We start from the raw sequence: 19,210 nt of genomic DNA, 5'->3' as shown, positions 1-19,210 counted from the left end.
CGGGTGCCCTCGAGTCGGCGGATGGCCTCAGGACTTCTTGGCCTTGGCGCCGAAGTAGTGGTTGTAGGCCATCTTGAAATCGACCGTGTAGTCGTTCTGCCATTGGCCCGCGCGTTCGGCAAAGGCCTTCTGCGAGTCGAGCACCTTCTTGAACATCGGGTTCTCGGCCGACTTCTTGGCCACCGTCTTGTCCCACGAGGCCAGCTGCGCGCGCAGGATGGCGTCGGGCGTCTTGTAGAACTTGATGCCGGCCTTCTTGAGCTCGATGTAGTCCTGCGAGTTGCGCTGGATCGCCTTCCAACTCATGTCGGCGCTCGCGGCCTGCACCGCGTAGTCGATGATCGACTTGAGCTCGGTCGGCAGCGCCGTGAGCTTGGCCTTGTTGAACAGGATTTCGAACTGCTCGCCCGACTGGTGAAAGCTCTGCAGCATGCAGTTCTTCGCCACGTCGGGAAAGCCCAGCACGCGGTCGCTCGAGGCGTTGTTGAACTCGGCCGCATCGATCAGGCCGCGGTCCAGCGCCGGCACGATCTCGCCGCCGGGCAGCGGGTTCACGGCCGTGCCCATGTCGGTGAACACGTCCACCGCCAGGCCCACGGTGCGGAACTTCAGGCCCTTCATGTCCTCGACCTTGGCCACCGGCTTCTTGAACCAGCCCAGCGGCTGCGTGGGCATCGGGCCGTACAGGTACGACGCCACGTCCAGGTTCAGGCTCTTGTAGATCTCGTCGATCAGCGCCTTGCCGCCGCCGTAGTTGTGCCAGGCCAGGACCATGTTGGCGTCCATGCCGAAGCCCGGGCCCGAACCCCACAGCGCGAGCGCGGAGTTCTTGCCGTACCAGTACGCGACCACGCCGTGGCCGCCGTCGAGCGTGCCCTTGGCCACCGCGTCGAGCAGCTGGAAGGCGGGCACCACCGAGCCGGCGGGCAGCACTTCGATCTTGAGGCGGTTGCCCGCCATGTCGTTCACCTTCTTGGCGAAGTCCTGTGCGTACTCGTGGAAGATGTCCTTCGCCGGCCAGGTGCTCTGGAAACGCAGCGACGTGGTTTGGGCCATGCTGACCATCGGCGCGGACATGGCGCCTGCAGCCACTGCCGCGCCTTTGAGAAGGCTGCGACGGCGGGGCGATTTGCTGTCTGTCATGTGTCTCTCTCCATAAGTTCTCTGACCGGAACACCCAGGCCGTCGTCTTCAAGTTATGGTTTCGACAGGCCGCGACCCCCATCTTTGGCGCGCCACACCTTGTGACAAACAGGGTTTTCACGAACCGGTGAAAAATTCCATCATCTGGCGTGCAGATCGATCGCCCCGAACCGCCAAAGGCTCCGGGCTAACCCTAGAAATTGGAAAGAAACGCAAGCATGAGCGAACCCGTTAGAGAAAAAGGCTACGCCGGTGACGTAACGCCCGAGCAGGCGGCGCAGTGGGTGACCAGCGGCGAGGCCGTTCTGGTCGACGTGCGCACCGACGCCGAGCGCGAATGGGTCGGCTACGTGCCCGGCGCCGTGCCGCTGGCCTGGAAGCAATGGCCGGGCATGGCGCTCAACCCGGCGTTCGACGACGGCGTGCGCGCCGCTGCAGAGGGTGGCAAGAAGCTGGTGCTGCTGTGCCGCAGCGGTGTGCGCTCGATCGCCGCGGCGAAGCGGGCGACCGAGCTGGGCGCGCAGGCCTACAACATCCTCGAAGGCTTCGAGGGCAACCCGGACGAGAGCGGGCACCGCGGGTTGATCGGCGGCTGGCGCAAGCGCGGGCTGCCCTGGCGCCAGAACTAGAGAGCGCCGCTCGCCTCACTCGGACGTGGCCGGGTCGATCACGCTGTACACCCGGTCCACACGGTTGGCCGGAAAGCCACCGAGCTCCGCGTGCCGGCGCACCAGGGCCTCATCGGTCGCCTGGTAGACGCAGTAGATCCGGTCGTCGGTCACGTAGCTGTGGATCCACTGGATGTCGGTGCCCATGCTGTTGAGCACGCCGCAGGACTTTTGCGAGATGGCTTTCAGGTCCGCCGGGGTGAACTTGCCGGCGCCGGCGATGTCTCGCTCGATAACGAACTTGGGCATGACGTACTCCTCTGTCTAGAATCGGTCGAAGGCGACCAGTGCCTATGGTGCCAACGCGCAGCCGTTCTGCATTGCCCGCCTCGCCGGACTTGTTGACCGAAACCCCGCCCTCGCTTGCCGGGAGGTGACCATGGATGTCTTGTCGGACGTGCTGCGGACCATCCGCCTGGAGGGCGCGCTGTTCCTGAACGGGGACATGCATGCACCCTGGTGCTTCAAGGTACCCAAGGGCGCGCACATCGCGCAACTGCTCAGGCCCGGTGCGCAGCGGCTGGCCATCTGCCACCTCGTGCTGCAAGGCGAATGCTGGGCCGAGGTCGACGGTGAGGCGCCGATCCACGCGCACGCCGGCGAAGTGATCGCCGTGCCGCACGGCGACGCGCATGTGCTGGGCAGCGGCCTGCACCATGCGGCCGTGGACATGTCGCATGTCGTGAGTCCGAGGGCGCCCGAGCTGGAGCGCATCCGCTACGGCGGCCAGGGCGATCGCACGGTGCTGGTCTGCAGCTGGTTCGCGTACGAAGGCGATGCGCCCCATCCCGTCATGTCGAACATTCCGCGTCTGTTCACCACGCCGCTGCGCAGCAGGCCGGCGGGCCCGTGGATCGAGCAATCGGTCAACTTCGTGTTGGGTGATGCGCCGTTGCACACGCCCGGCTCGGAGATGGTCGCCGCCAAGGTGGCGGAAGTGCTCTTCACCGAAGTGCTGCGCGGCTACATCGAATCCATGCCTGCCAACAACCCCGGCTGGTTGGCGGGCCTGCGCGACCCCCACGTGAGCCGCTGCCTGGCGCTGATGCACGCCGAGCCCGCGCGCAACTGGACGGTCGACGCACTGGCGCAGGAAATCCACACCTCGCGCAGCGTGCTGGCGGACCGCTTCACCGAACTGGTGGGTGCGCCGCCCATGCACTACCTGGCGCGCTGGCGCATGATCCTGGCCGCCGGCATGCTGCGCAAGGACCAGGGCAACCTGGCGCGCATTGCCGAAGGCGTGGGCTACGAATCGGAAGCCGCTTTCAACCGCGCGTTCAAGCGGGAGTACGGCGTGTCGCCAGGGGCCTGGCGACAGAACGGAGCCTAGCGACGCGCAGGCGCGCCAGGCTTGATCCGGTCGCGGTCAGAGTGCCGGAATGCGCAGCTTCTGCCCCGGGTAGATCTTGTCGGGGTGCGACAGCATCGGCTTGTTCGCCTCGAAGATCGCGTTGTACTTGTTGGCGTCGCCGTAGTACTTCTTCGAGATGGCCGAGAGCGTGTCGCCGCGCACCACGTCGTGGTACTGGGCCGGCGGTGCGGCCGGAGCGACGAGGTTGTTGTCCACGCTCGTCACGTTGGCCACGTTGCCCGCGGCGAGCGCGGCTTTTTCGCTGGCTTCCTGCGAGGGCGCCTGGCCGGCGAGGGTGACGACGCCGCTGCCGGCGTTGTAGGTCACTTCCAGTGCGGTGAGGCCGAGGTTCTGCGTCTCGATGTAGGTCTTGATGGCCGCGGCGGCTGCCGTGTTCGCATCGGGTGTGGCCGCTTCGGCCGACGAACCGCCGAACAGTTTTTCACCGGCCTCCTTGATGAAGCTGAGCAATCCCATGGTGTTCTCCTTGTGCCGTGGTGGATGGAAAAGGCGAATGTAGCGGCCGAACCGACCCCGTCCACGTAGGCCCACACCGCGACTGTCAAAGAGGCGCCAGCAGGACTAACCACAAAGTCGCAATAATCGCGCGCATGTCTTCCCCCTTCCTCGCCATCGACATCGGCAACACCCGGCTCAAGTGGGCGCTGTACGAGGGGGCTTTCCCCGGTGCGGCACTGCAGGCCCATGGTGCCGAGTTTCTCGACCACATCGAACGCCTGGCCGACGGCCCCTGGGCCGACCTGCCCGCGCCCGGTTCCATGCTGGGCTGCGTCGTGGCCGGCGACACCTTGCGACGGCGCGCCGAAGAGCAGATCACCGAGCGCTTCGACTGCACGCCGCGCTGGGTGGTGTCGAGCGCGGGCGAGGCCGGCATCGTGAACGGCTACGACCACCCGACGCGGCTGGGCGCCGACCGCTTCGTGGCGATGATCGGTGCGCGCCACCGCATGCTGACGCAAGGGCCCGAGCGGCCGATGGTGGTGGTGCTGATCGGCACCGCCGTCACGGTCGAGGCGATCGATGCCAGCGGCAAGTTTCTGGGCGGCCTCATCCTGCCGGGCCACGGCATCATGCTGCGCGCGCTCGAATCGGGCACGGCGGGCCTGCACGTGCCCACCGGCGAGGTGCGCGAATTTCCCACCAACACCAGCGACGCACTGACCAGCGGCGGCACCTACGCCATCGCGGGCGCGGTCGAGCGCATGGTGCAGCACGTGCGCTCGCACTGCGGCGCCGAGCCGGCCTGCTTCATGACCGGCGGCGCGGGTTGGAAGATGGCGCCCGCCATGAACGGGGATTTCGAACTGGTCGAGAGCCTGATCATGGACGGCCTGCTCGTCATCGCGAAGCAGCGCGCCGGCTGAGCCTCAGGGCTTCATCAACGCCTCGCCCATGGCCTGGAAGGCGGGCAGGGTCAGCGGGTCGTTGCCCCCGTTCGCTGCGATCGGGTGCGCGGCGTAGCGCACGATCACCATCTCGGCCTTCGGATCGACGTAGATGCTCTGGCCGTGGATGCCGCGTGCCATGTACGCGCCGTGCGGGTTGTGCGACACCCACCACATGTTCCGGTAGCTCCAGCCCGGCAGCAGCGCGTAGCCCGCCTTCGCGAACTTCGCCGGGTCGGCGCCGCGCTGGATGTCGTCGACCACCGCCTTCGCAATGGCCTGCTGCCCGTTGGGTGCACGCCCGCCGTTGCGCAGCGTTTCTCCGAAGCGTGCGATGTCGCGCAGCACGCTGTTCAGGCCGCCGCCGCCCGACTCGGTGCCGATGCGGTCGACCATGAAATACGCATCTTGCTCAGCACCGATGCGGCGCCAGATCTTTTCGCTCAGCAGGTCGGCCAGCGAGCGGTTGGACGCGCGGCGCACGATCCAGGCCAGTACCTCGGCGTTGACCGTCTTGTAGGCAAAGGCGTCGCCGTGCGTGCCTTCCTTCTTGAGCGTGACCAGGAACTCGTAGAACGATTTCGGGCCCGTGTAGTTGGCGCCCTGCGTCAGCATGCCGCCGGCGCGCGCATAGTCCCAGACCTCGGCCTTCGGGTCGGCGTAGTTCTCGGAGTAGCGCACGCCGATGGTCATGTCCATCACCTGGCGCACGGTGGCGTCGCCGTAGGCCGTGTCCTTGAGTTCGGGCAGGTACTTGGTGACCGGCGCCGACGGGTCGATCGTGCCCTCCTGCGCAAGGATGGCCGCCAGCGTGCCCACGAACGACTTGGTGACCGACATCGCCAGGTGCGGCCGCTCGGGCGTGAGCGCGCCGTAGTACTTCTCGTAGACCACCTGGCCGCGGTGCAGCACCAGGATGCCATCGGTGTAGGTGCGCGTGACCATCTGGCCGAAGGTCTGCGTCTCGCCGCCGCCCATCGGCTGGAAGCGCACGGCCTCGATATCGAAGCGCGGTGTGGCCGCCGGCAGCGGGCTCGCGGCACCGGGGCCGCGCCACACGTTCGCCGTGGGCACCGTCTCGCGCACGTGCGAGAAGGTCCAGCGGATGCGCGGGTACACGCCGCCGGCCGGGTTGTCGAAGGTGAGCTGCTTGTCGGGCGGCGGCGGAAAGCCCTGCATCCAGCCCAGCGCCTCGACCGAGGTGGCGGCGGGATCGGGCAGCGCAGGCGGCGACGGGGTCTGGGCGAGGCTGGTGTTCACGGCAAGAAGGGTGAAGGCGGCGGCCAGCGCCGTGCGTTGAAAGAAGAAAAACGACGAAGAAGAGGGCATGCAACGGGCTCCAGTGGACGACAGAAACGGAACGGCAATCAACGACGGCTTCAACGGCCGCTGAAACGCGCAGGCCGGCGCTCGATGAACGAGCGCACGCCCTCGGCCGCGTCCTCGCTGTTCGACAGGCGTTTCTGCGTCTCGATGAATTCCGCCACGGCCGCCAGCGGCCCGTGTTCGATCGCCTTGAGCACGTTGAGCCGCGTGGCCTGCACGGCCAGCGGCGCCTGGGCCGCGATGCGCTGCGCGATCTGCAGCGCCGCGTCGAGCTCCTGGCCGGCCGGCACCACCTTCTGCACGAAGTTCAGGCGATAGGCCTCGGCGCTGTCGAACTCGTCGGCCGTGAGCAGGTGCAGCATCGCGTTGCCCAGCCCCGCGCGCTCGGCCATGCGCAGCGTGGCGCCGCCCGTGGCCATGATGCCGCGCTGCACTTCCATCTGCGAGAAGCGGCAGTTGTCGGCCGCCACCACGATGTCGGCGCCCAGCATCAGCTCGATGCCCACCGTGAAGCAGATGCCCTTCACGGCCGCGACCATCGGCTTGGTGCGGCGGCGGTAGCCCTCCAGGCCGAAGTCGTGCGGTTCCACCAGCCCCGCTGGAATCGCCTTCTCGCCGCGCTTCATGTACTCGGTGACCGCCGGCAGGTCCAGGCCCGCCGTGAAGTGGTCGCCGAAGGCATGCAGCACGCCCACGTGCAGGCTCGGGTCGTCGTCCAGCCGCGTGTAGGCCTCGGCCAGCTGCTTGAACATCGGCGGCGTCCAGCCGTTGCGCTTGGCGGGGCGGTTGATGCCGATCAGCAGCACGTGGTCGAGCACCTGCGTGTCGATGCAGCCTTCGGCGGGCGGGGTGGTGGGGGTGGCAGTCATCGGTCTTGTCTCCTTGTTGTTGTCGTCGTGGCGCTGCGGATCAGTACGTGTAGACGCCGCGGCCCGTTTTACGGCCCAGTTGGCCGGCGGCGACCATTTCCTTCAGCAGCGGGCAGGGGCGGTACTTGGAATCGCCGAACTGCTCGAGGTAGACCTCCATCACGGCCAGGCACACGTCCAGGCCGATCATGTCGGCCAGTGCCAGCGGGCCGATGGGCTGGTTGCAGCCGAGCTTCATGCCGGCGTCGATGTCCTCGGCCGTGGCCAGGCCTTCGGCCAGCACGAAGAAGGCCTCGTTGATCATCGGCACCAGGATGCGGTTGACCACGAAGCCCGGCGCGTTCTTCACCGTGATGGGCGACTTGCCCAGCTTCTCGGCCAGCGCCTTCACGGCGTCGTGCGTGGCGTCGCTCGTGAGGTAGCCGCGGATCAGCTCCACCAGCGCCATCATCGGCACCGGGTTGAAGAAGTGCATGCCGATGAAGCGGTCGGCGCGCGAGGTGGCGGCGGCCAGCTGCGTGATCGAGATCGACGAGGTGTTCGACGCAATGATCACCTCGGGGCCGACCAGATCGTCCACCTGCTTGAGGATCTTGAGCTTGAGCGCGTGGTTCTCGGTGGCGGCCTCGATGACCAGCTGCGCGCCCTTGAGGTCGTTGTAGTCGGTCGAGCCCTTGACCAGCGCCAGCGCGGCGGCCTTCTGTTCGGCCGTGAGCTTTTCCTTCTTGATCAGGCGGTCGAGGCTGCCCGAGAGGGTGGCGATGCCCTTGTCGACGGCGGCCTGGGCCACGTCGATCATCACCACATTGACACCCGACACCGCGCAGGCCTGGGCGATGCCGTTGCCCATGGTGCCGGCGCCGATGATGCCCACAGTTTGAATCGTCATGAAAAATGCTCCTTGAAACAAAAAAGAAAGGGGGAGGCGAGGGCGGGCGCGGGGCCGCCGTCGTGCAATGGCGGCAATTGTGAAGCAGCCCGGTGGGGTCGCCGTTCCCGTGGGCGACACCGCCCCGGGGTGGCTTACAGTGCTGCGATTGTTTTCAACCCCATTTTTTTGAGCCCTCGCATGACCACCCTCGGCACCCCCCTGTCCCCTTCCGCCACCCGCGTGATGCTGCTCGGCTCCGGCGAGCTCGGCAAGGAGGTGCTCATTGCCCTGCAGCGCCTGGGCGTCGAGACCATCGCGGTCGACCGCTACGAGAACGCGCCCGGCCAGCAGGTGGCGCACCACGCGCGCACCATCACCATGAGCGACCCTGAACAGCTGAAAGCGCTGATCAAGGCCGAGAAGCCCACGCTCGTCGTGCCCGAGATCGAGGCCATCGCCACGCAGACGCTCCAGGAGTTGGAAGACGCCGGCGTGGTGCGCGTGATTCCCACGGCCCGCGCCGCCCGCCTCACGATGGACCGCGAAGGCATCCGCCGCCTGGCCGCCGAGACGCTGGGCGTGCCCACCAGCCCCTACAAGTTCTGCGACTCGCTGGCCGAGCTGCAAGCCGCCATCGACGCAGGCATTGGCTACCCCTGCATCGTCAAGCCCGTGATGAGCAGCTCCGGCAAGGGCCAGAGCAAGATCGACGGCCCGGCTGACGTGCAGAAGGCCTGGGACTACGCCATGGCCGGCGGCCGCGTGAGCCACGGCCGCGTGATCGTCGAGGGCTTCATCGACTTCGACTACGAGATCACGCTGCTGACCGTGCGCGCCAAGGACGCGGCAGGCGCCGTCGAAACGAAGTTCTGCGACCCCATCGGCCATGTGCAGGTCAGCGGCGACTATGTGGAAAGCTGGCAGCCGCACCCCATGGCGCCGGCCGCGCTGCAGAAGGCCCAGCAGATCGCGCAGGCCGTCACGGCCGACCTCGGCGGCCAGGGCCTGTTCGGCGTCGAGCTGTTCGTGAAGGGCGACGAGGTCTGGTTCAGCGAGGTCAGCCCGCGTCCGCACGACACCGGCATGGTCACCATGGCCACGCAGTGGCAGAACGAGTTCGAGCTGCATGCGCGTGCCATCCTCGGCCTGCCGGTCGACACCTCGCTCAAGAGCCCGGGCGCCAGCGCCGTGATCTACGGCGGTGTCGATGCCACCGGCATCGCCTTCGACGGCGTGGCCGAGGCGCTGCAGGTGCCGGGCAGCGACATCCGCCTGTTCGGCAAGCCCGAGAGCTTCGTCAAGCGCCGCATGGGCGTGGCGCTGGTGCATGCGGCCGACACCGACACGGCCCGCAAGCTGGCGAAGGAAGCCGCTTCGCGCGTGAAGCCGCGCACAGCCTGAGCCTTGAGCTTCTCCGGGTGAACCCGCGAGCCGGGCCCCGGTAGCCAGTTTTCGCAAGCGACCCCGCAGCGGTGCGGGCATGGTGCAGGTCTTGTCGCCAGGACGCCGGTCGGGTGCGGGTGCATGCGGATACCCCGCAGGCACCCCGCCCTCCACACTGAGCGCTCCGTTCGATTCACCGGAGACACCATGCTGCATCCCCAGGCGCGCGCCTTGCTGGATTTCATCGAAGCGCGCGGCATTCCGCCGACCCACACGCTGTCGCCCGCCGATGCGCGGGCCTTCTATCGCGAGCGCCGCACGGCCACGCAGCCGCTGCCGGCCGAGGTGGCCGAAGTGCGCGACCTCGCCGCCGACGGGCCGCACGGCACCATTCCGGTGCGGCTGTACAAGCCACTCGGCGCAAACGCAAACGCAGGTCCGCTGCCCGTGCTCGTCTACTACCACGGCGGTGGCTGGGTCATCGGCGACCTCGACACGCACGACGTGCTGTGCCGCGAGCTGGCCAACGGCGCAGGCTGCGCAGTGGTCGCAGTCGACTACCGCATGGGCCCGGAGCACCGCTTTCCCACCGCGGTGGACGACGTGCTCGCCGCCACGCGCTGGGTGCGCCGCGAAGCCGCTGCACTGGGGCTCGATGCGAGCCGCCTCGCGGTGGGCGGCGACAGTGCGGGCGGCAACCTCGCGGCCGTGGCGTCGATCGCCGCGCGCGATGCGGGTGACCTGCCGATCGTGTTCCAGCTCCTGATCTACCCGGCCACCGACATGCGCCGCGGCCATCCGTCGCACCAGGCGAACGGGCAGGGCTACCTGCTCACGCGCGACACGATGAGCTACTTCCACGACCACTACATCACCGACGTGGCGCACGACCTCGACTGGCGCGCTTCGCCGCTGCTGCACACCGACCTCGCGGGCCTGCCGCCCGCACTCGTGCTCACGGCCGGCTACGACCCGTTGCGCGACGAAGGCGCGGCGTATGCCGAGGCGCTCACGGCTGCCGGCAACCGCGCGAACTACGTGTGCTTCGAGCGCCAGATCCATGGCTTCATCACCATGGGCAAGGTGCTCGACGAGGCCCACACCGCGGTCGCGCTGTGCGCCGCCGAACTGCGCCGCGCGTTCGCGTCGGCCTAGGGAAAGTCCCCGCGCAAATGGATGCCGCGCTCAGGGCCCTCGCCGCTACGATCCAGCGAACACGACGCCACCCCCCGGTCGGACGTCGTCGACCGATGCAGGAGACAGACACCATGCAGCGAACCAGGACGTCGACGCCTTCGGGCGGCGATGCACGGCAGGGCGAACGCCTCATGTGGCTCACGCCGCAGCGCGTCTTCTATGCCGGGCTGCTCGGCGCTGCAGCCGAGCGCGCGATGGGCGGGCACGGCGTGTACGTGTCGCCCGCCGGTGCGCCGCCCAACCGCATCCGCATCGGCGGTGGTGCCTGGCAGAGCGGCGAGTTCATCGTGGTGCCGCCGCACGTGCCGCACCAGGTCGAGAGCGCGTGCCCGCTGATCTTCAACCTGCTGATCGAATCGGAGTCGGTCGATCCCGCGCGCATGCCGGCCTTCTTGCAGCACTGCGGCCCGGTCGATGCGCCGGTCTTCGTGCAGCGCATGCGCGAGGCCCACGCCCATCTGCTGGCGGCCTCGGCGCGCGGCATCGACTTCGATGGCTTCGATTTCGACGCGTTGTTCTTCGACGGCCCGCTTGCGTCGCGCCCGCTCGACGCGCGCATCCGCAAGGTGGTCGACATGCTCGTGGCCGACCCGGCCGCGCCCGCCTCGGCGGAAGACTGCGCGGCCTCGGTGCACCTGTCGTTCTCGCGCTTCCTGCATCTGTTCAAGCAGGAGACCGGCATGGCCTTTCGCGGGTTTCGGGCCTGGAAGCGTGCGCGCAGCCTGCTGCGCTACGTGCACCAGAGCGGCACGCTCACCGACATCGCGCTGGACACCGGCTACCCCGACTCCACGCACTTCAGCCATTCGATCCGCCAGGTCTACGGGCTCAAGCCCAGCGACATCGTGGCGGGCTCGCGCCGCCTCGCGCTGCACGACGCGGCCGGCGGGTTCCGGCAGTAACGGCGTGCGGGACGGCAACGCATGCAGATCCTCCAACTCCTGCTGTCGGGCATTGCGCAAGGCTGCATCTACGGCCTGATCGCACTCGGCTTCGTGCTGATCTACAAGGCCACCGAAACGGTGAGCTTCGCGCAGGGCGACCTGATGATGCTCGGCGCGTTCGGTGCCTTCGCGGGCATGTCGCTGTTCGGCATGCCGTTCTGGCTCGCGGCGCTCTTGGCCGTGGTGGCCATGGCGGCTTTCGGCGTGCTGCTCGAACTGGTGGTGATCCGCCCGATCCTCGGACAGCCGCAGTTCTCCATCGTGATGCTGACCATCGGCATCGCGTACGTGGCGCGCGGCCTCATCACCATGGTGCCGGGCATCGGCACCGACACCCACACGCTGGCCGTGCCCTACAAGGACCAGATCTGGAAGCTCGGCGAGCTGGTGGTGAACCTCGAGCAGCTCGTGATCATCATTGCCACCGCCATCCTGTGCGGGCTGCTGTTCGCGATGTTCCGCTACAGCAAGCTCGGCATCGCGATGCAGGCCTCGTCGCAGAACCAGCTCGCTGCCTACTACATGGGCATTCCGGTGAAGCGGCTCAACGGGCTGGTGTGGGGGCTCGCCGCGGCGGTGGCAGCCATTGCCGGCCTGCTGCTCGCGCCGATCACCTTCGTGCACGCCAACATGGGTTTCATCGGGCTCAAGGCTTTTCCGGCGGCGGTGGTGGGCGGCTTCGGCAGCCTGCCGGGCGCGATCGTCGGCGGGCTGGTGATCGGCATCGTCGAGTCGTTCGCGGGTTTCTATCTGCCCGACGGTTTCAAGGACACGGCGCCGTACATCGTGGTGCTGTTGATGCTCACGATCAAGCCGAACGGCCTCTTCGGCGAAAAGCTGCGCAAGAAGGTGTAAGTCTCATATGCGCTTCATCTTCAAAACCACCTACGACCAGGACATCCGCCTCGCGCGGCACGGCGGCCATGTGCTCTGGTACAGCCTGCTCGTGGCCTTCCTGCTCGTTGCGCCGTGGGTCATCGACGAATACTGGCTCGCGCAGCTGACCTTCGTGCTCATCTACGGCATCGTCGGTCTGGGGCTGATGCTGCTGGCGGGCTTCACGGGGCAGTTCTCCATCGGGCATGCGGCGTTTCTCGGAACGGGTGCGTACACGCAGGGCGTGCTGACCAACATGGGCGTGCCGTTCCCGCTCGCACTGCTCGCGTCGGCCGCGCTGTCGGCGGCGGTGGGTGTGGTGGTGGCGCTGCCGGCGCTGCGCGTGAAGGGCATCTACCTGGGCATTGCGACGCTGTCCTTCGGCTTCATCGTCGAGGAAGTGTTCGCGCGCTGGGAAAGCGTGACGGGCGGCAACGCGGGCCTGCACGTGAAGTCGCCGCAGCTGTTCGGCTGGTCGCTGGGCTCGGGCGAGGGCTTCTACTTTCTCTGTCTGGTGGTCGCGGTGGTGTCCACGCTGGGCATCCTGAACCTGCTGCGTTCGCCGACCGGGCGCGCCTTCGTGGCGATCCGCGATTCGGAGATTTCGGCGCAGAGCATGGGCATCCACCTGGCGCGCTACAAGACGATGTCGTTTGCGATCTCGGCCGCGCTCGCGGGGCTGGGCGGTGCGCTGTATGCGCACAAGCTGAGCTTCATCTCGCCGGACCAGTTCAACATCCTGCAGTCGATCGACCTGCTGCTGATGGTGGTGATCGGCGGGTTGGGCTCGGTGCATGGCGCGTTCCTCGGCGCGATCTTTCTCATCGCAATGCCGCAGCTGATCTCGATGGGCAAGGACTGGCTGCCGGCGGTCGTCGGCCAGGCGCCCGGCCTGCAGGGGCTGGTGTATGGCCTGGTGCTGATCGCCTTCGTGCTGTTCGAGCCGCTCGGGCTGTACGGGCGCTGGCTCAAGATCCGCACCTGGCTGCAGCTCTTCCCGTTCTACCGCAAGGGTTTGTTCAAGCGGCAGAAGTCGTTCACCAAATCGGATCGGCTGAGATGAGCAACGACATTCTTTTGTCGGCCAAGGACCTGAGCGTGCGCTTCGGCGGCGTGCTCGCGGTCAACAAGGTGAGCTTCGACGTGCGGCGCGGCGAGGTGTTCACGCTCATCGGCCCGAACGGCGCCGGCAAGACGACGGTGTTCAACCTCATCAGCCGCATCTACACGCCGACCACCGGCGAGATCACCTGGCATGGCGAGGCGGGCGGGCCGATCGCGCTCACGCAGCAGGCGCCGCATGCCATTGCGGCACTGGGCATTGCGCGCACCTTTCAGAACATCGAGCTGTTCGAGCATGCGACCGTGCTGCACAACCTTCTGATCGGACGCCACACGCACCGGCAGACGGGCTTCTGGAGCGAAGTGTTCTTCACGCCGGCCACGCGCCGCGCCGAGATCGCGGCGCGCGAAAAGGCGGAGCAGGTGATCGACCTGCTCGACCTGCAGCACTACCGCGACTCGATGGTGGCTGGTTTGCCTTACGGCGTGCGCAAGGTGGTGGAGCTGGCACGCGCGCTGTGCACCGAACCCAAGCTGCTGCTGCTCGACGAGCCTTCTTCGGGGCTCAATGTCGAAGAGACGGCGGACATGGCGTTCTGGATTCAGGACATCCAGCATGAGCTGGGCGTGTCGGTGTTGATGGTCGAGCACGACATGTCGCTTGTTTCCAAGGTGTCGGATCGCGTGTTGGCGATGAACCAGGGCGAGGTGCTGGCGACCGGGTCTCCGCGCGAGGTGCAGGCGGATGCGCGGGTGATCGAGGCTTACCTTGGGACTGTGGATGACGTGAGCAGCCTTCGGAGGGTTGTGGCATGAGCGCTTTGTTCGCTGCCTCTTTGGAGGCGCCCGGTGCGCGGCACGGCGCGGTCGCCTCCACTGTGCCGGCCGCGGCGCGGCTCCCCTGCGGTGCTCGCGTTTCGCGGGGTCTCGCAGAACTCGCTTCGCTCAAACAGCTGCGAGCCCTGATCCGCGAAACGCTGCGCTCCTCGGCGGCACAGAGGGGGCGCCCACGCCGCACCGCGCACCGGGCTTGGCTGTGGCGTGATGGCTCTGCGCGTTCTGCCTTGAACTCGGGAGTGCGCGCATGAGCGACGTCGTGCTTCAACTGCTCAACGTGGAAAGCGCCTACGGTCCGATCAAGGCCATCCGTGGCGTGAGCCTGAAGGTGCGCAAGGGCGAGATCGCGACGGTGCTCGGCTCCAACGGCGCGGGCAAGACGACGATCCTCAAGACCATCTCCGGGATCATCGATCCGCGCAAGGGCAGCATCGAGTTCCAGGGCCAGGACATCACGGCGAAAGACCCGGCCTTCATCGTGCAGCAGGGCCTGAGCCATGTGCCCGAAGGGCGCGAGGTGTTCCCGCTGCTCTCGGTGAGGGACAACCTGCTGATGGGCGCCTACACGCGCAAGGACCGCGACGGCGTGGCGCGGGACATCGAGACCGTCTTCACCTACTTTCCGATCCTGCGTGAGCGTGCCACGCAGGACGCCGGCCTGCTCTCGGGCGGGCAGCAGCAGATGCTGGCCATCTCGCGCGCCATCATGGCGGCGCCGCACCTCATCCTGCTCGATGAACCCAGCCTCGGCCTGAGCCCCAAGCTCACGAAGGAAATCTTCGAGATCGTGGTGCGCATCAACCGCGAGCGCGGCACCACCATTCTCCTGGTCGAGCAGAACGCCAACATGGCCCTCAATGCCGCCGACCACGGCTACGTGCTCGAGAACGGCCGCATCGTGATGGAGGACTCCTGCGAGCGCCTGCGCGAAAAGGAAGACATCAAGGAGTTCTACCTCGGCGTGAAAGACGACGGCGTGCGCGGCGAGCGGCGCTGGAAAAAGAAGAAGACCTGGAGATAGCCGCCATGCAAGGACTCTGGGACCTCAACACCTTTGCACCCCGGCTCGACGTCGTCGTGCCGGGCGACACCATTCCCGCCATGTTCTGGAACGCCGTCGACCAGCGCGGCGACACCATCTGGATGCGGCAGAAAGAGCTCGGCATCTGGCGCACCTGGAGCTGGCGGCAGACCGCCGAGGCCGTGCGTGAGATTGCGGCCGGCCTCATGGCCATCGGCTTTGCGCCGGGCGAGTGCGCGTCCATTCTTTCCAACACCGTCATCGAATGGGTGCTGGCCGACCTGGCCGTGCTCAGCTGCGGCGGCGTGTCGAACGGCATCTACCCGACCGACGCGGCCTCGCAGGTGCACTACCTGTGCGAAGACTCGCGCACCACGCTGCTGTTCGTGGAAGACGACGAGCAGCTCGACAAGGCGCTCGAAGTGCGCGCCGGCCTGCCGGGCCTGCGCCGCGTGATCGTGTTCGACATGGAGGGCCTGCGCGACCTCGACGACCCTGATGTGATGAGCCTCGATGCGCTGCGCGCGCTCGGCCGCACGCACCTTGCAGCCGACCCGAAGGCCGTGGAGCACCGCGTGGCCGGCTGCCGCCCCGAAGACCTGGCCATCCTCGTCTACACCTCGGGCACCACCGGCAAGCCCAAGGGCGCCATGCACAGCCACGCCGGGCTGGTGTACACCGCGCGCGGCTACAACACGCTCATTGCGCAGGACGAGAAAGACGAGCGCATGTGCTTCCTGCCGCTGTGCCACATCGCCGAGCGCATGGGCGGCGAGTACTTCGCGATGTACACCGGCTCGATTCTCAATTTCGTCGAGAACCCCGAGACCGTGCCGGAGAACGTGCGCGAGATTGCGCCCACCGTGTTCACGGCCGTGCCGCGCGTGTGGGAGAAGTTCTATTCGGGCGTGATGATCGCGCTGAAGGAAGCCAGCCCGCTGCAGCAGGCGGCCTACAAGTGGAGCATCGGCGTGGGCGAAACCATCGCGGCGAAGGTGCTGGCGGGCGAATCCGTCGGCGCGGGGCTCAAGCTGAAGTTCAGGCTGGCGCGGCTGCTGGCGCTCGACAACGCGCGCAAGCTCATCGGCATTCACCGTGCGCGCTTTCTGGTGACGGGCGCGGCGCCGATCTCGCCCGAGCTGGTCAAGTGGTACTTGGCGCTGGGCGTGCCGATGCTCGAGGTGTGGGGCATGACGGAGTCTTGCGGGGCCTCGACGGCGGTGCCGGCCAGCCGCATCAAGCCCGGCTCCATCGGCCCGGCCACCGGCTACAACGAAGTGCGCATCGATCCGGCCACCAGCGAAATTTTGGTGCGCGGCCCCAACGTCTTCATGGGCTATTTGAATCTGCCGGAGAAGACCGCCGAAACCATCGACGCCGACGGCTGGCTGCACACGGGCGACGTGGGCGTGATGGACGAGGACGGGTATTTCCGCATCACCGACCGGATGAAAGACATCATCATCACGGCAGGCGGCAAGAACGTGACCCCGAGCGAGCTGGAGAACGAGCTCAAGTTCAGCCTCTACATCACCGATGCCGTGGTGATCGGCGACAAGAGGCCCTACCTCACGGTGATCGTCATGATCGACCAGGAGAACGTCGAAAAGTTTGCGCAGGACCACGACGTGCCGTTCAGCAACTACGAGAGCCTGACGCGCACGCAGGAAGTGCAGGACCTGATCCAGGGCGAGATCGATCGCGTCAACGCCAAGTTCGCGCGCGTCGAGCAGATCAAGAAGTTCTTCCTGCTCGAGACGCAACTGAGCGCCGAGGACGAGGAACTCACGCCGACGATGAAGCTCAAGCGCAAGCTGGTGCAGACCAAATACGCGGCGCGCATCGACGCCATGTACCGCTGACCTCTTTTTTGCCAACCCGAGGAGACAACGCTATGACGAAGCTCAAGACATTGACGACGCTGGCCGTGCTGGGCCTGATCGCGACGCTCGCGTCGGCGCAGCAGGGCGTGACGAAGGACGAGATCCGCATCGGCACCATCCAGGATCTGTCGGGTCCGCTGGCGGGTTTCGGCAAGCAGGCGCGCAACGGCATGCAGCTGCGCGTGGACGAGCTCAACGAGCAGGGCACGCTCAACGGCCGCAAGCTCAAGCTCTTCGTCGAAGACTCGGGCTACGACCCGAAGAAGGCCGTGCTGGCGGCGCAGAAGCTGGTCAACCAGGAAAAGATCTTCATCATGGCCGGCCACATCGGCACGGCGCAGAACATGGCGGCGATGCCGGTGCAGTTCGACAAGAACGTCGTCAACTACATGCCCATCACCGCGGCGCGCGAAATGTACGAGCCGTTGAACCGGCTGAAGTACTCGTTCGCGGCCACCTACTACGACCAGATCCGCCTGGCGCTGCCCAAGATGATCAAGGACAAGGGCGCCAAGAAGGTCTGCACGATCTACCAGGACGACGAGTTCGGCCTCGAGGTGCAGCGCGGCGCCGAAGCCGGCCTGAAGGCCTCGGGCATGGAGCTGGCCGAGAAGACCTCGTTCAAGCGCGGTGCCACCGACTTCAGCTCGCAGGTCGCGAAGATGAAGGCCGCCAACTGCGACCTCGTGGTGCTCGGCACCATCATCCGCGAGACCATCGGCACCGTGGGCGAGTCGCGCAAGACCGGCTTCAACCCGACCTTCCTGGGTTCGAGCGCGGCCTACACCGACCTGATCCACAAGCTCGGCGGCAAGGCCATGGACGGCGTGTACGCCACCATGACCGTGCAGAACCCCTACACCGACGAGCAGTCGCAGCCGCTGCGCTTCTGGGCCAACAAGTACAAGACCAAGTTCAACGAAGACCCGACCGTGTTCTCGGTGTACGGCTACGTGATCATCGACTCTTTCATCAAGGCCGCCACCAAGGCCGGCCCGAACCTGACGACCGACAGCTTCATCAAGGCGATGGACGGCATCACCTTCGAGCCCGACATGTTCGGCAGCCCGAAGAGCACCTACACCGCCACCAAGCGCCTGGGCAACGACCAGTCGCGGCTGTCGCAGATCAAGGACGGCAAGTGGGTCGTCGTCTCCGACTACGTGACACCGTAAACGAGGAGCGCCCCGGAATGGGGCGAGCGGCTATATTCCGCGAAATCCCCTTCGCGAGACTGCCGCCATGCCCCAGTACTGGTTGATGAAATCCGAGCCCGACGAGGTCTCGATCGACGATGCCCTCGCCGCGCCCGGTGCCACCGTGGCGTGGACCGGCGTGCGCAACTACCAGGCACGCAACTTCATGCGCGACGGCATGAAGGTCGGTGACGGCGTGCTGTTCTATCACTCGAGCTGTCCCGAGCCCGGCATTGCCGGCATCGCGCGCGTGGCCTCGGGCATCCAGCCCGATCCGACGCAGTTCGACCCCAAGTCGCCGTACTACGACGCGGGCGCCAAGAAGGAAGATCCGCGCTGGCTGCTGGTCGACGTGCAGGCGCTGCGCAAGACGCGGCTGCTGTCGCTGCCCGAGCTGCGCGCCAAGCCCGAGCTGGCCGATCTGGTCGTGCTGCGCAAGGGCAACCGGCTGTCGATCACGCCGGTGGAGCCGGCGCACTGGAAGGTCATCGAGAAGATGCTGGCCTGAACGAAGCTGCTCAGGCGACTTTCGACAGGATCGGGAACAGCTTGCCGAGCCCGTCGGCCATCACCTCGACCGCGAGCGCCGCGAGGATCAGGCCCATCAGCCGGGTCATGATGTTGATGCCGGTCTTGCCGAGCACCCGCGCGATCGGCTGCGCGAGCGAAAACGCCAGCGCGGTCGCCAGCGCCACCACCACGCCATAGCCGACCAGCAGCCCCAGCTCCCACAGGTGCTGCGTCTTGTCGGCGTAGATCACCACGGTGGAGATCGCGGCCGGACCGGTGAGCAGCGGAATGGTGAGTGGCACCACCGCGATGGAGGCGCCCATCGATGCCTTCACTTCGGTGGCGCGCAACTCATCGACGTTGGTCTTGCTCTCGGCCGGTTGCGCGTTGAGCATCGAGATCGAGCTCATGAGCAGCAGCAGGCCGCCACCGACCTGGAAGCTCGCGATCGAGATGCCGAAGAAGGACAGCAGCTGCAGCCCGATGAGCGCGCTCACGGCAATGACCACGAACGCGCTGAAGGCCGACATGCGCACCGTGCGCTTGCGCTGGGCGTCGGAGTAGTCCTGCGTGTAGTGGATGAAGAAGGGCACGATGGCCAGCGGGTTGACGATGGCCACCAGCGTGACCAGCGGCTTGATGAGGTCCATGGATGTGCTCATGG

20 protein-coding genes are annotated in these 19,210 nt (G+C 66.8%); 13 read left to right on the top strand and 7 right to left on the bottom strand.

Translation table 11 applies throughout. The features are described from left to right. Window positions 1–27: 27 nt before the first annotated feature. Window positions 28–1,143, bottom strand: a complete 1,116-nt coding sequence (locus CY658_RS17040; protein WP_101491355.1) for a TRAP transporter substrate-binding protein — start codon at window positions 1,141–1,143, stop codon at window positions 28–30. Between the two features lie 218 nt (window positions 1,144–1,361). On the opposite strand from CY658_RS17040, the gene CY658_RS17035 reads away from it, so the two are divergent. Beyond that, on the top strand, window positions 1,362–1,772 hold the full coding sequence (locus CY658_RS17035) for a rhodanese-like domain-containing protein (RefSeq protein WP_101491354.1): 411 nt from the start codon (window positions 1,362–1,364) through the stop codon (window positions 1,770–1,772). A 15-nt stretch (window positions 1,773–1,787) separates the two neighbouring features. On the opposite strand, the gene CY658_RS17030 is transcribed toward CY658_RS17035, so the two are convergent. Continuing rightward, window positions 1,788–2,060, bottom strand: coding sequence for a DUF4242 domain-containing protein (locus CY658_RS17030; protein ID WP_101491353.1), 273 nt, complete (start codon window positions 2,058–2,060; stop codon window positions 1,788–1,790). A gap of 130 nt (window positions 2,061–2,190) precedes the next feature. Between CY658_RS17030 and CY658_RS17025 the strand changes: the two genes are divergently transcribed. Further along, entirely contained in the window at window positions 2,191–3,144 is a 954-nt protein-coding gene (locus CY658_RS17025; RefSeq protein ID WP_101491352.1) for an AraC family transcriptional regulator, read from the top strand. Window positions 3,145–3,180: 36 nt separating this feature from the next. Here the strand turns inward: CY658_RS17025 and lysM are convergent, their stop codons facing one another. Continuing rightward, window positions 3,181–3,642: a peptidoglycan-binding protein LysM gene (gene lysM / locus CY658_RS17020; protein WP_101491351.1), complete on the bottom strand. Its 462-nt coding sequence runs from the start codon at window positions 3,640–3,642 to the stop codon at window positions 3,181–3,183. 134 nt (window positions 3,643–3,776) lie between these two features. Here lysM and CY658_RS17015 point away from each other — a divergent pair, with 134 nt between their 5' ends. Then, entirely contained in the window at window positions 3,777–4,550 is a 774-nt protein-coding gene (locus CY658_RS17015) for a type III pantothenate kinase (RefSeq protein WP_101491350.1), read from the top strand. A 3-nt stretch (window positions 4,551–4,553) separates the two neighbouring features. On the opposite strand, the gene CY658_RS17010 is transcribed toward CY658_RS17015, so the two are convergent. The 3 genes from CY658_RS17010 to CY658_RS17000 are packed head-to-tail and all read right to left on the bottom strand — an operon-like array spanning window position 4,554 to window position 7,655. Continuing rightward, a complete protein-coding gene (locus CY658_RS17010; protein WP_101491349.1) occupies window positions 4,554–5,900 on the bottom strand; it encodes a serine hydrolase domain-containing protein in 1,347 nt (448 codons plus the stop codon). 50 nt (window positions 5,901–5,950) lie between these two features. Further along, window positions 5,951–6,766, bottom strand: a complete 816-nt coding sequence (locus CY658_RS17005; protein ID WP_101491348.1) for a crotonase/enoyl-CoA hydratase family protein — start codon at window positions 6,764–6,766, stop codon at window positions 5,951–5,953. 40 nt (window positions 6,767–6,806) lie between these two features. Beyond that, window positions 6,807–7,655: a 3-hydroxybutyryl-CoA dehydrogenase gene (locus CY658_RS17000; protein WP_101491347.1), complete on the bottom strand. Its 849-nt coding sequence runs from the start codon at window positions 7,653–7,655 to the stop codon at window positions 6,807–6,809. Between the two features lie 180 nt (window positions 7,656–7,835). Here CY658_RS17000 and purT point away from each other — a divergent pair, with 180 nt between their 5' ends. The 10 genes from purT to CY658_RS16945 all read left to right on the top strand — a co-directional run bounded on the left by purT (window position 7,836) and on the right by CY658_RS16945 (window position 18,544). Continuing rightward, window positions 7,836–9,038 (top strand): formate-dependent phosphoribosylglycinamide formyltransferase, encoded by a 1,203-nt coding sequence (gene purT, locus CY658_RS16995; protein WP_101491346.1) that lies wholly within the window; start codon window positions 7,836–7,838, stop codon window positions 9,036–9,038. 189 nt (window positions 9,039–9,227) lie between these two features. Then, on the top strand, window positions 9,228–10,175 hold the full coding sequence (locus CY658_RS16990) for an alpha/beta hydrolase (protein WP_101491345.1): 948 nt from the start codon (window positions 9,228–9,230) through the stop codon (window positions 10,173–10,175). Window positions 10,176–10,288: 113 nt separating this feature from the next. After that, entirely contained in the window at window positions 10,289–11,119 is an 831-nt protein-coding gene (locus CY658_RS16985) for a helix-turn-helix domain-containing protein (RefSeq protein ID WP_101491344.1), read from the top strand. A gap of 21 nt (window positions 11,120–11,140) precedes the next feature. Continuing rightward, entirely contained in the window at window positions 11,141–12,016 is an 876-nt protein-coding gene (locus CY658_RS16980; RefSeq protein WP_099793559.1) for a branched-chain amino acid ABC transporter permease, read from the top strand. A gap of 7 nt (window positions 12,017–12,023) precedes the next feature. Then, window positions 12,024–13,100 carry a branched-chain amino acid ABC transporter permease gene (locus tag CY658_RS16975; RefSeq protein WP_101491343.1) on the top strand — a complete coding sequence of 359 codons (1,077 nt, stop codon included), beginning with the start codon at window positions 12,024–12,026 and terminating at the stop codon, window positions 13,098–13,100. Then, window positions 13,097–13,915 carry an ABC transporter ATP-binding protein gene (locus CY658_RS16970; RefSeq protein ID WP_101491342.1) on the top strand — a complete coding sequence of 273 codons (819 nt, stop codon included), beginning with the start codon at window positions 13,097–13,099 and terminating at the stop codon, window positions 13,913–13,915. Before CY658_RS16975 ends, CY658_RS16970 begins: the two co-directional genes overlap by 4 nt. 268 nt (window positions 13,916–14,183) lie before the next feature. Further along, the gene (locus CY658_RS16960; RefSeq protein WP_101491340.1) at window positions 14,184–14,957 is read left to right on the top strand and encodes an ABC transporter ATP-binding protein; all 774 of its coding nucleotides are present in this window, start codon (window positions 14,184–14,186) and stop codon (window positions 14,955–14,957) included. A gap of 5 nt (window positions 14,958–14,962) precedes the next feature. Then, on the top strand, window positions 14,963–16,819 hold the full coding sequence (locus CY658_RS16955; RefSeq protein WP_101491339.1) for an AMP-dependent synthetase/ligase: 1,857 nt from the start codon (window positions 14,963–14,965) through the stop codon (window positions 16,817–16,819). A gap of 32 nt (window positions 16,820–16,851) precedes the next feature. Continuing rightward, window positions 16,852–18,015, top strand: a complete 1,164-nt coding sequence (locus tag CY658_RS16950; RefSeq protein ID WP_099793552.1) for an ABC transporter substrate-binding protein — start codon at window positions 16,852–16,854, stop codon at window positions 18,013–18,015. 67 nt (window positions 18,016–18,082) lie between these two features. Continuing rightward, on the top strand, window positions 18,083–18,544 hold the full coding sequence (locus CY658_RS16945) for an EVE domain-containing protein (RefSeq protein ID WP_101491338.1): 462 nt from the start codon (window positions 18,083–18,085) through the stop codon (window positions 18,542–18,544). 10 nt (window positions 18,545–18,554) lie between these two features. Here CY658_RS16945 and CY658_RS16940 read toward each other — a convergent pair whose 3' ends face one another. Further along, window positions 18,555–19,208, bottom strand: coding sequence for a MarC family protein (locus CY658_RS16940; protein WP_099793548.1), 654 nt, complete (start codon window positions 19,206–19,208; stop codon window positions 18,555–18,557). Window positions 19,209–19,210: the final 2 nt, after the last annotated feature.

Source organism: Variovorax sp. RO1, assembly GCF_002849325.1.
GTDB lineage: Bacteria > Pseudomonadota > Gammaproteobacteria > Burkholderiales > Burkholderiaceae_C > Variovorax.
Note: the sequence above shows the minus strand (reverse complement) of the source record. Positions and strands in the feature narration are given on the sequence as shown.

What these genes read in the sequence shown, in the direction of transcription:
- CY658_RS17015 (WP_101491350.1), top strand. Translation starts at nt 3,777, where the DNA reads ATGTCTTCCCCCTTCCTCGCCATCGACATCGGCAACACCCGGCTCAAG.
- CY658_RS16975 (WP_101491343.1), top strand. Translation starts at nt 12,024, where the DNA reads ATGCGCTTCATCTTCAAAACCACCTACGACCAGGACATCCGCCTCGCG.
- CY658_RS16945 (WP_101491338.1), top strand. Translation starts at nt 18,083, where the DNA reads ATGCCCCAGTACTGGTTGATGAAATCCGAGCCCGACGAGGTCTCGATC.
- purT (WP_101491346.1), top strand. Translation starts at nt 7,836, where the DNA reads ATGACCACCCTCGGCACCCCCCTGTCCCCTTCCGCCACCCGCGTGATG.
- CY658_RS16990 (WP_101491345.1), top strand. Translation starts at nt 9,228, where the DNA reads ATGCTGCATCCCCAGGCGCGCGCCTTGCTGGATTTCATCGAAGCGCGC.
- CY658_RS17005 (WP_101491348.1), bottom strand. Translation starts at nt 6,766, where the DNA reads ATGACTGCCACCCCCACCACCCCGCCCGCCGAAGGCTGCATCGACACG.
- CY658_RS16950 (WP_099793552.1), top strand. Translation starts at nt 16,852, where the DNA reads ATGACGAAGCTCAAGACATTGACGACGCTGGCCGTGCTGGGCCTGATC.
- CY658_RS17035 (WP_101491354.1), top strand. Translation starts at nt 1,362, where the DNA reads ATGAGCGAACCCGTTAGAGAAAAAGGCTACGCCGGTGACGTAACGCCC.
- CY658_RS17030 (WP_101491353.1), bottom strand. Translation starts at nt 2,060, where the DNA reads ATGCCCAAGTTCGTTATCGAGCGAGACATCGCCGGCGCCGGCAAGTTC.
- CY658_RS17040 (WP_101491355.1), bottom strand. Translation starts at nt 1,143, where the DNA reads ATGACAGACAGCAAATCGCCCCGCCGTCGCAGCCTTCTCAAAGGCGCG.
- CY658_RS16970 (WP_101491342.1), top strand. Translation starts at nt 13,097, where the DNA reads ATGAGCAACGACATTCTTTTGTCGGCCAAGGACCTGAGCGTGCGCTTC.
- lysM (WP_101491351.1), bottom strand. Translation starts at nt 3,642, where the DNA reads ATGGGATTGCTCAGCTTCATCAAGGAGGCCGGTGAAAAACTGTTCGGC.
- CY658_RS17010 (WP_101491349.1), bottom strand. Translation starts at nt 5,900, where the DNA reads ATGCCCTCTTCTTCGTCGTTTTTCTTCTTTCAACGCACGGCGCTGGCC.
- CY658_RS16940 (WP_099793548.1), bottom strand. Translation starts at nt 19,208, where the DNA reads ATGAGCACATCCATGGACCTCATCAAGCCGCTGGTCACGCTGGTGGCC.
- CY658_RS16985 (WP_101491344.1), top strand. Translation starts at nt 10,289, where the DNA reads ATGCAGCGAACCAGGACGTCGACGCCTTCGGGCGGCGATGCACGGCAG.
- CY658_RS16955 (WP_101491339.1), top strand. Translation starts at nt 14,963, where the DNA reads ATGCAAGGACTCTGGGACCTCAACACCTTTGCACCCCGGCTCGACGTC.
- CY658_RS16960 (WP_101491340.1), top strand. Translation starts at nt 14,184, where the DNA reads ATGAGCGACGTCGTGCTTCAACTGCTCAACGTGGAAAGCGCCTACGGT.
- CY658_RS16980 (WP_099793559.1), top strand. Translation starts at nt 11,141, where the DNA reads ATGCAGATCCTCCAACTCCTGCTGTCGGGCATTGCGCAAGGCTGCATC.
- CY658_RS17000 (WP_101491347.1), bottom strand. Translation starts at nt 7,655, where the DNA reads ATGACGATTCAAACTGTGGGCATCATCGGCGCCGGCACCATGGGCAAC.
- CY658_RS17025 (WP_101491352.1), top strand. Translation starts at nt 2,191, where the DNA reads ATGGATGTCTTGTCGGACGTGCTGCGGACCATCCGCCTGGAGGGCGCG.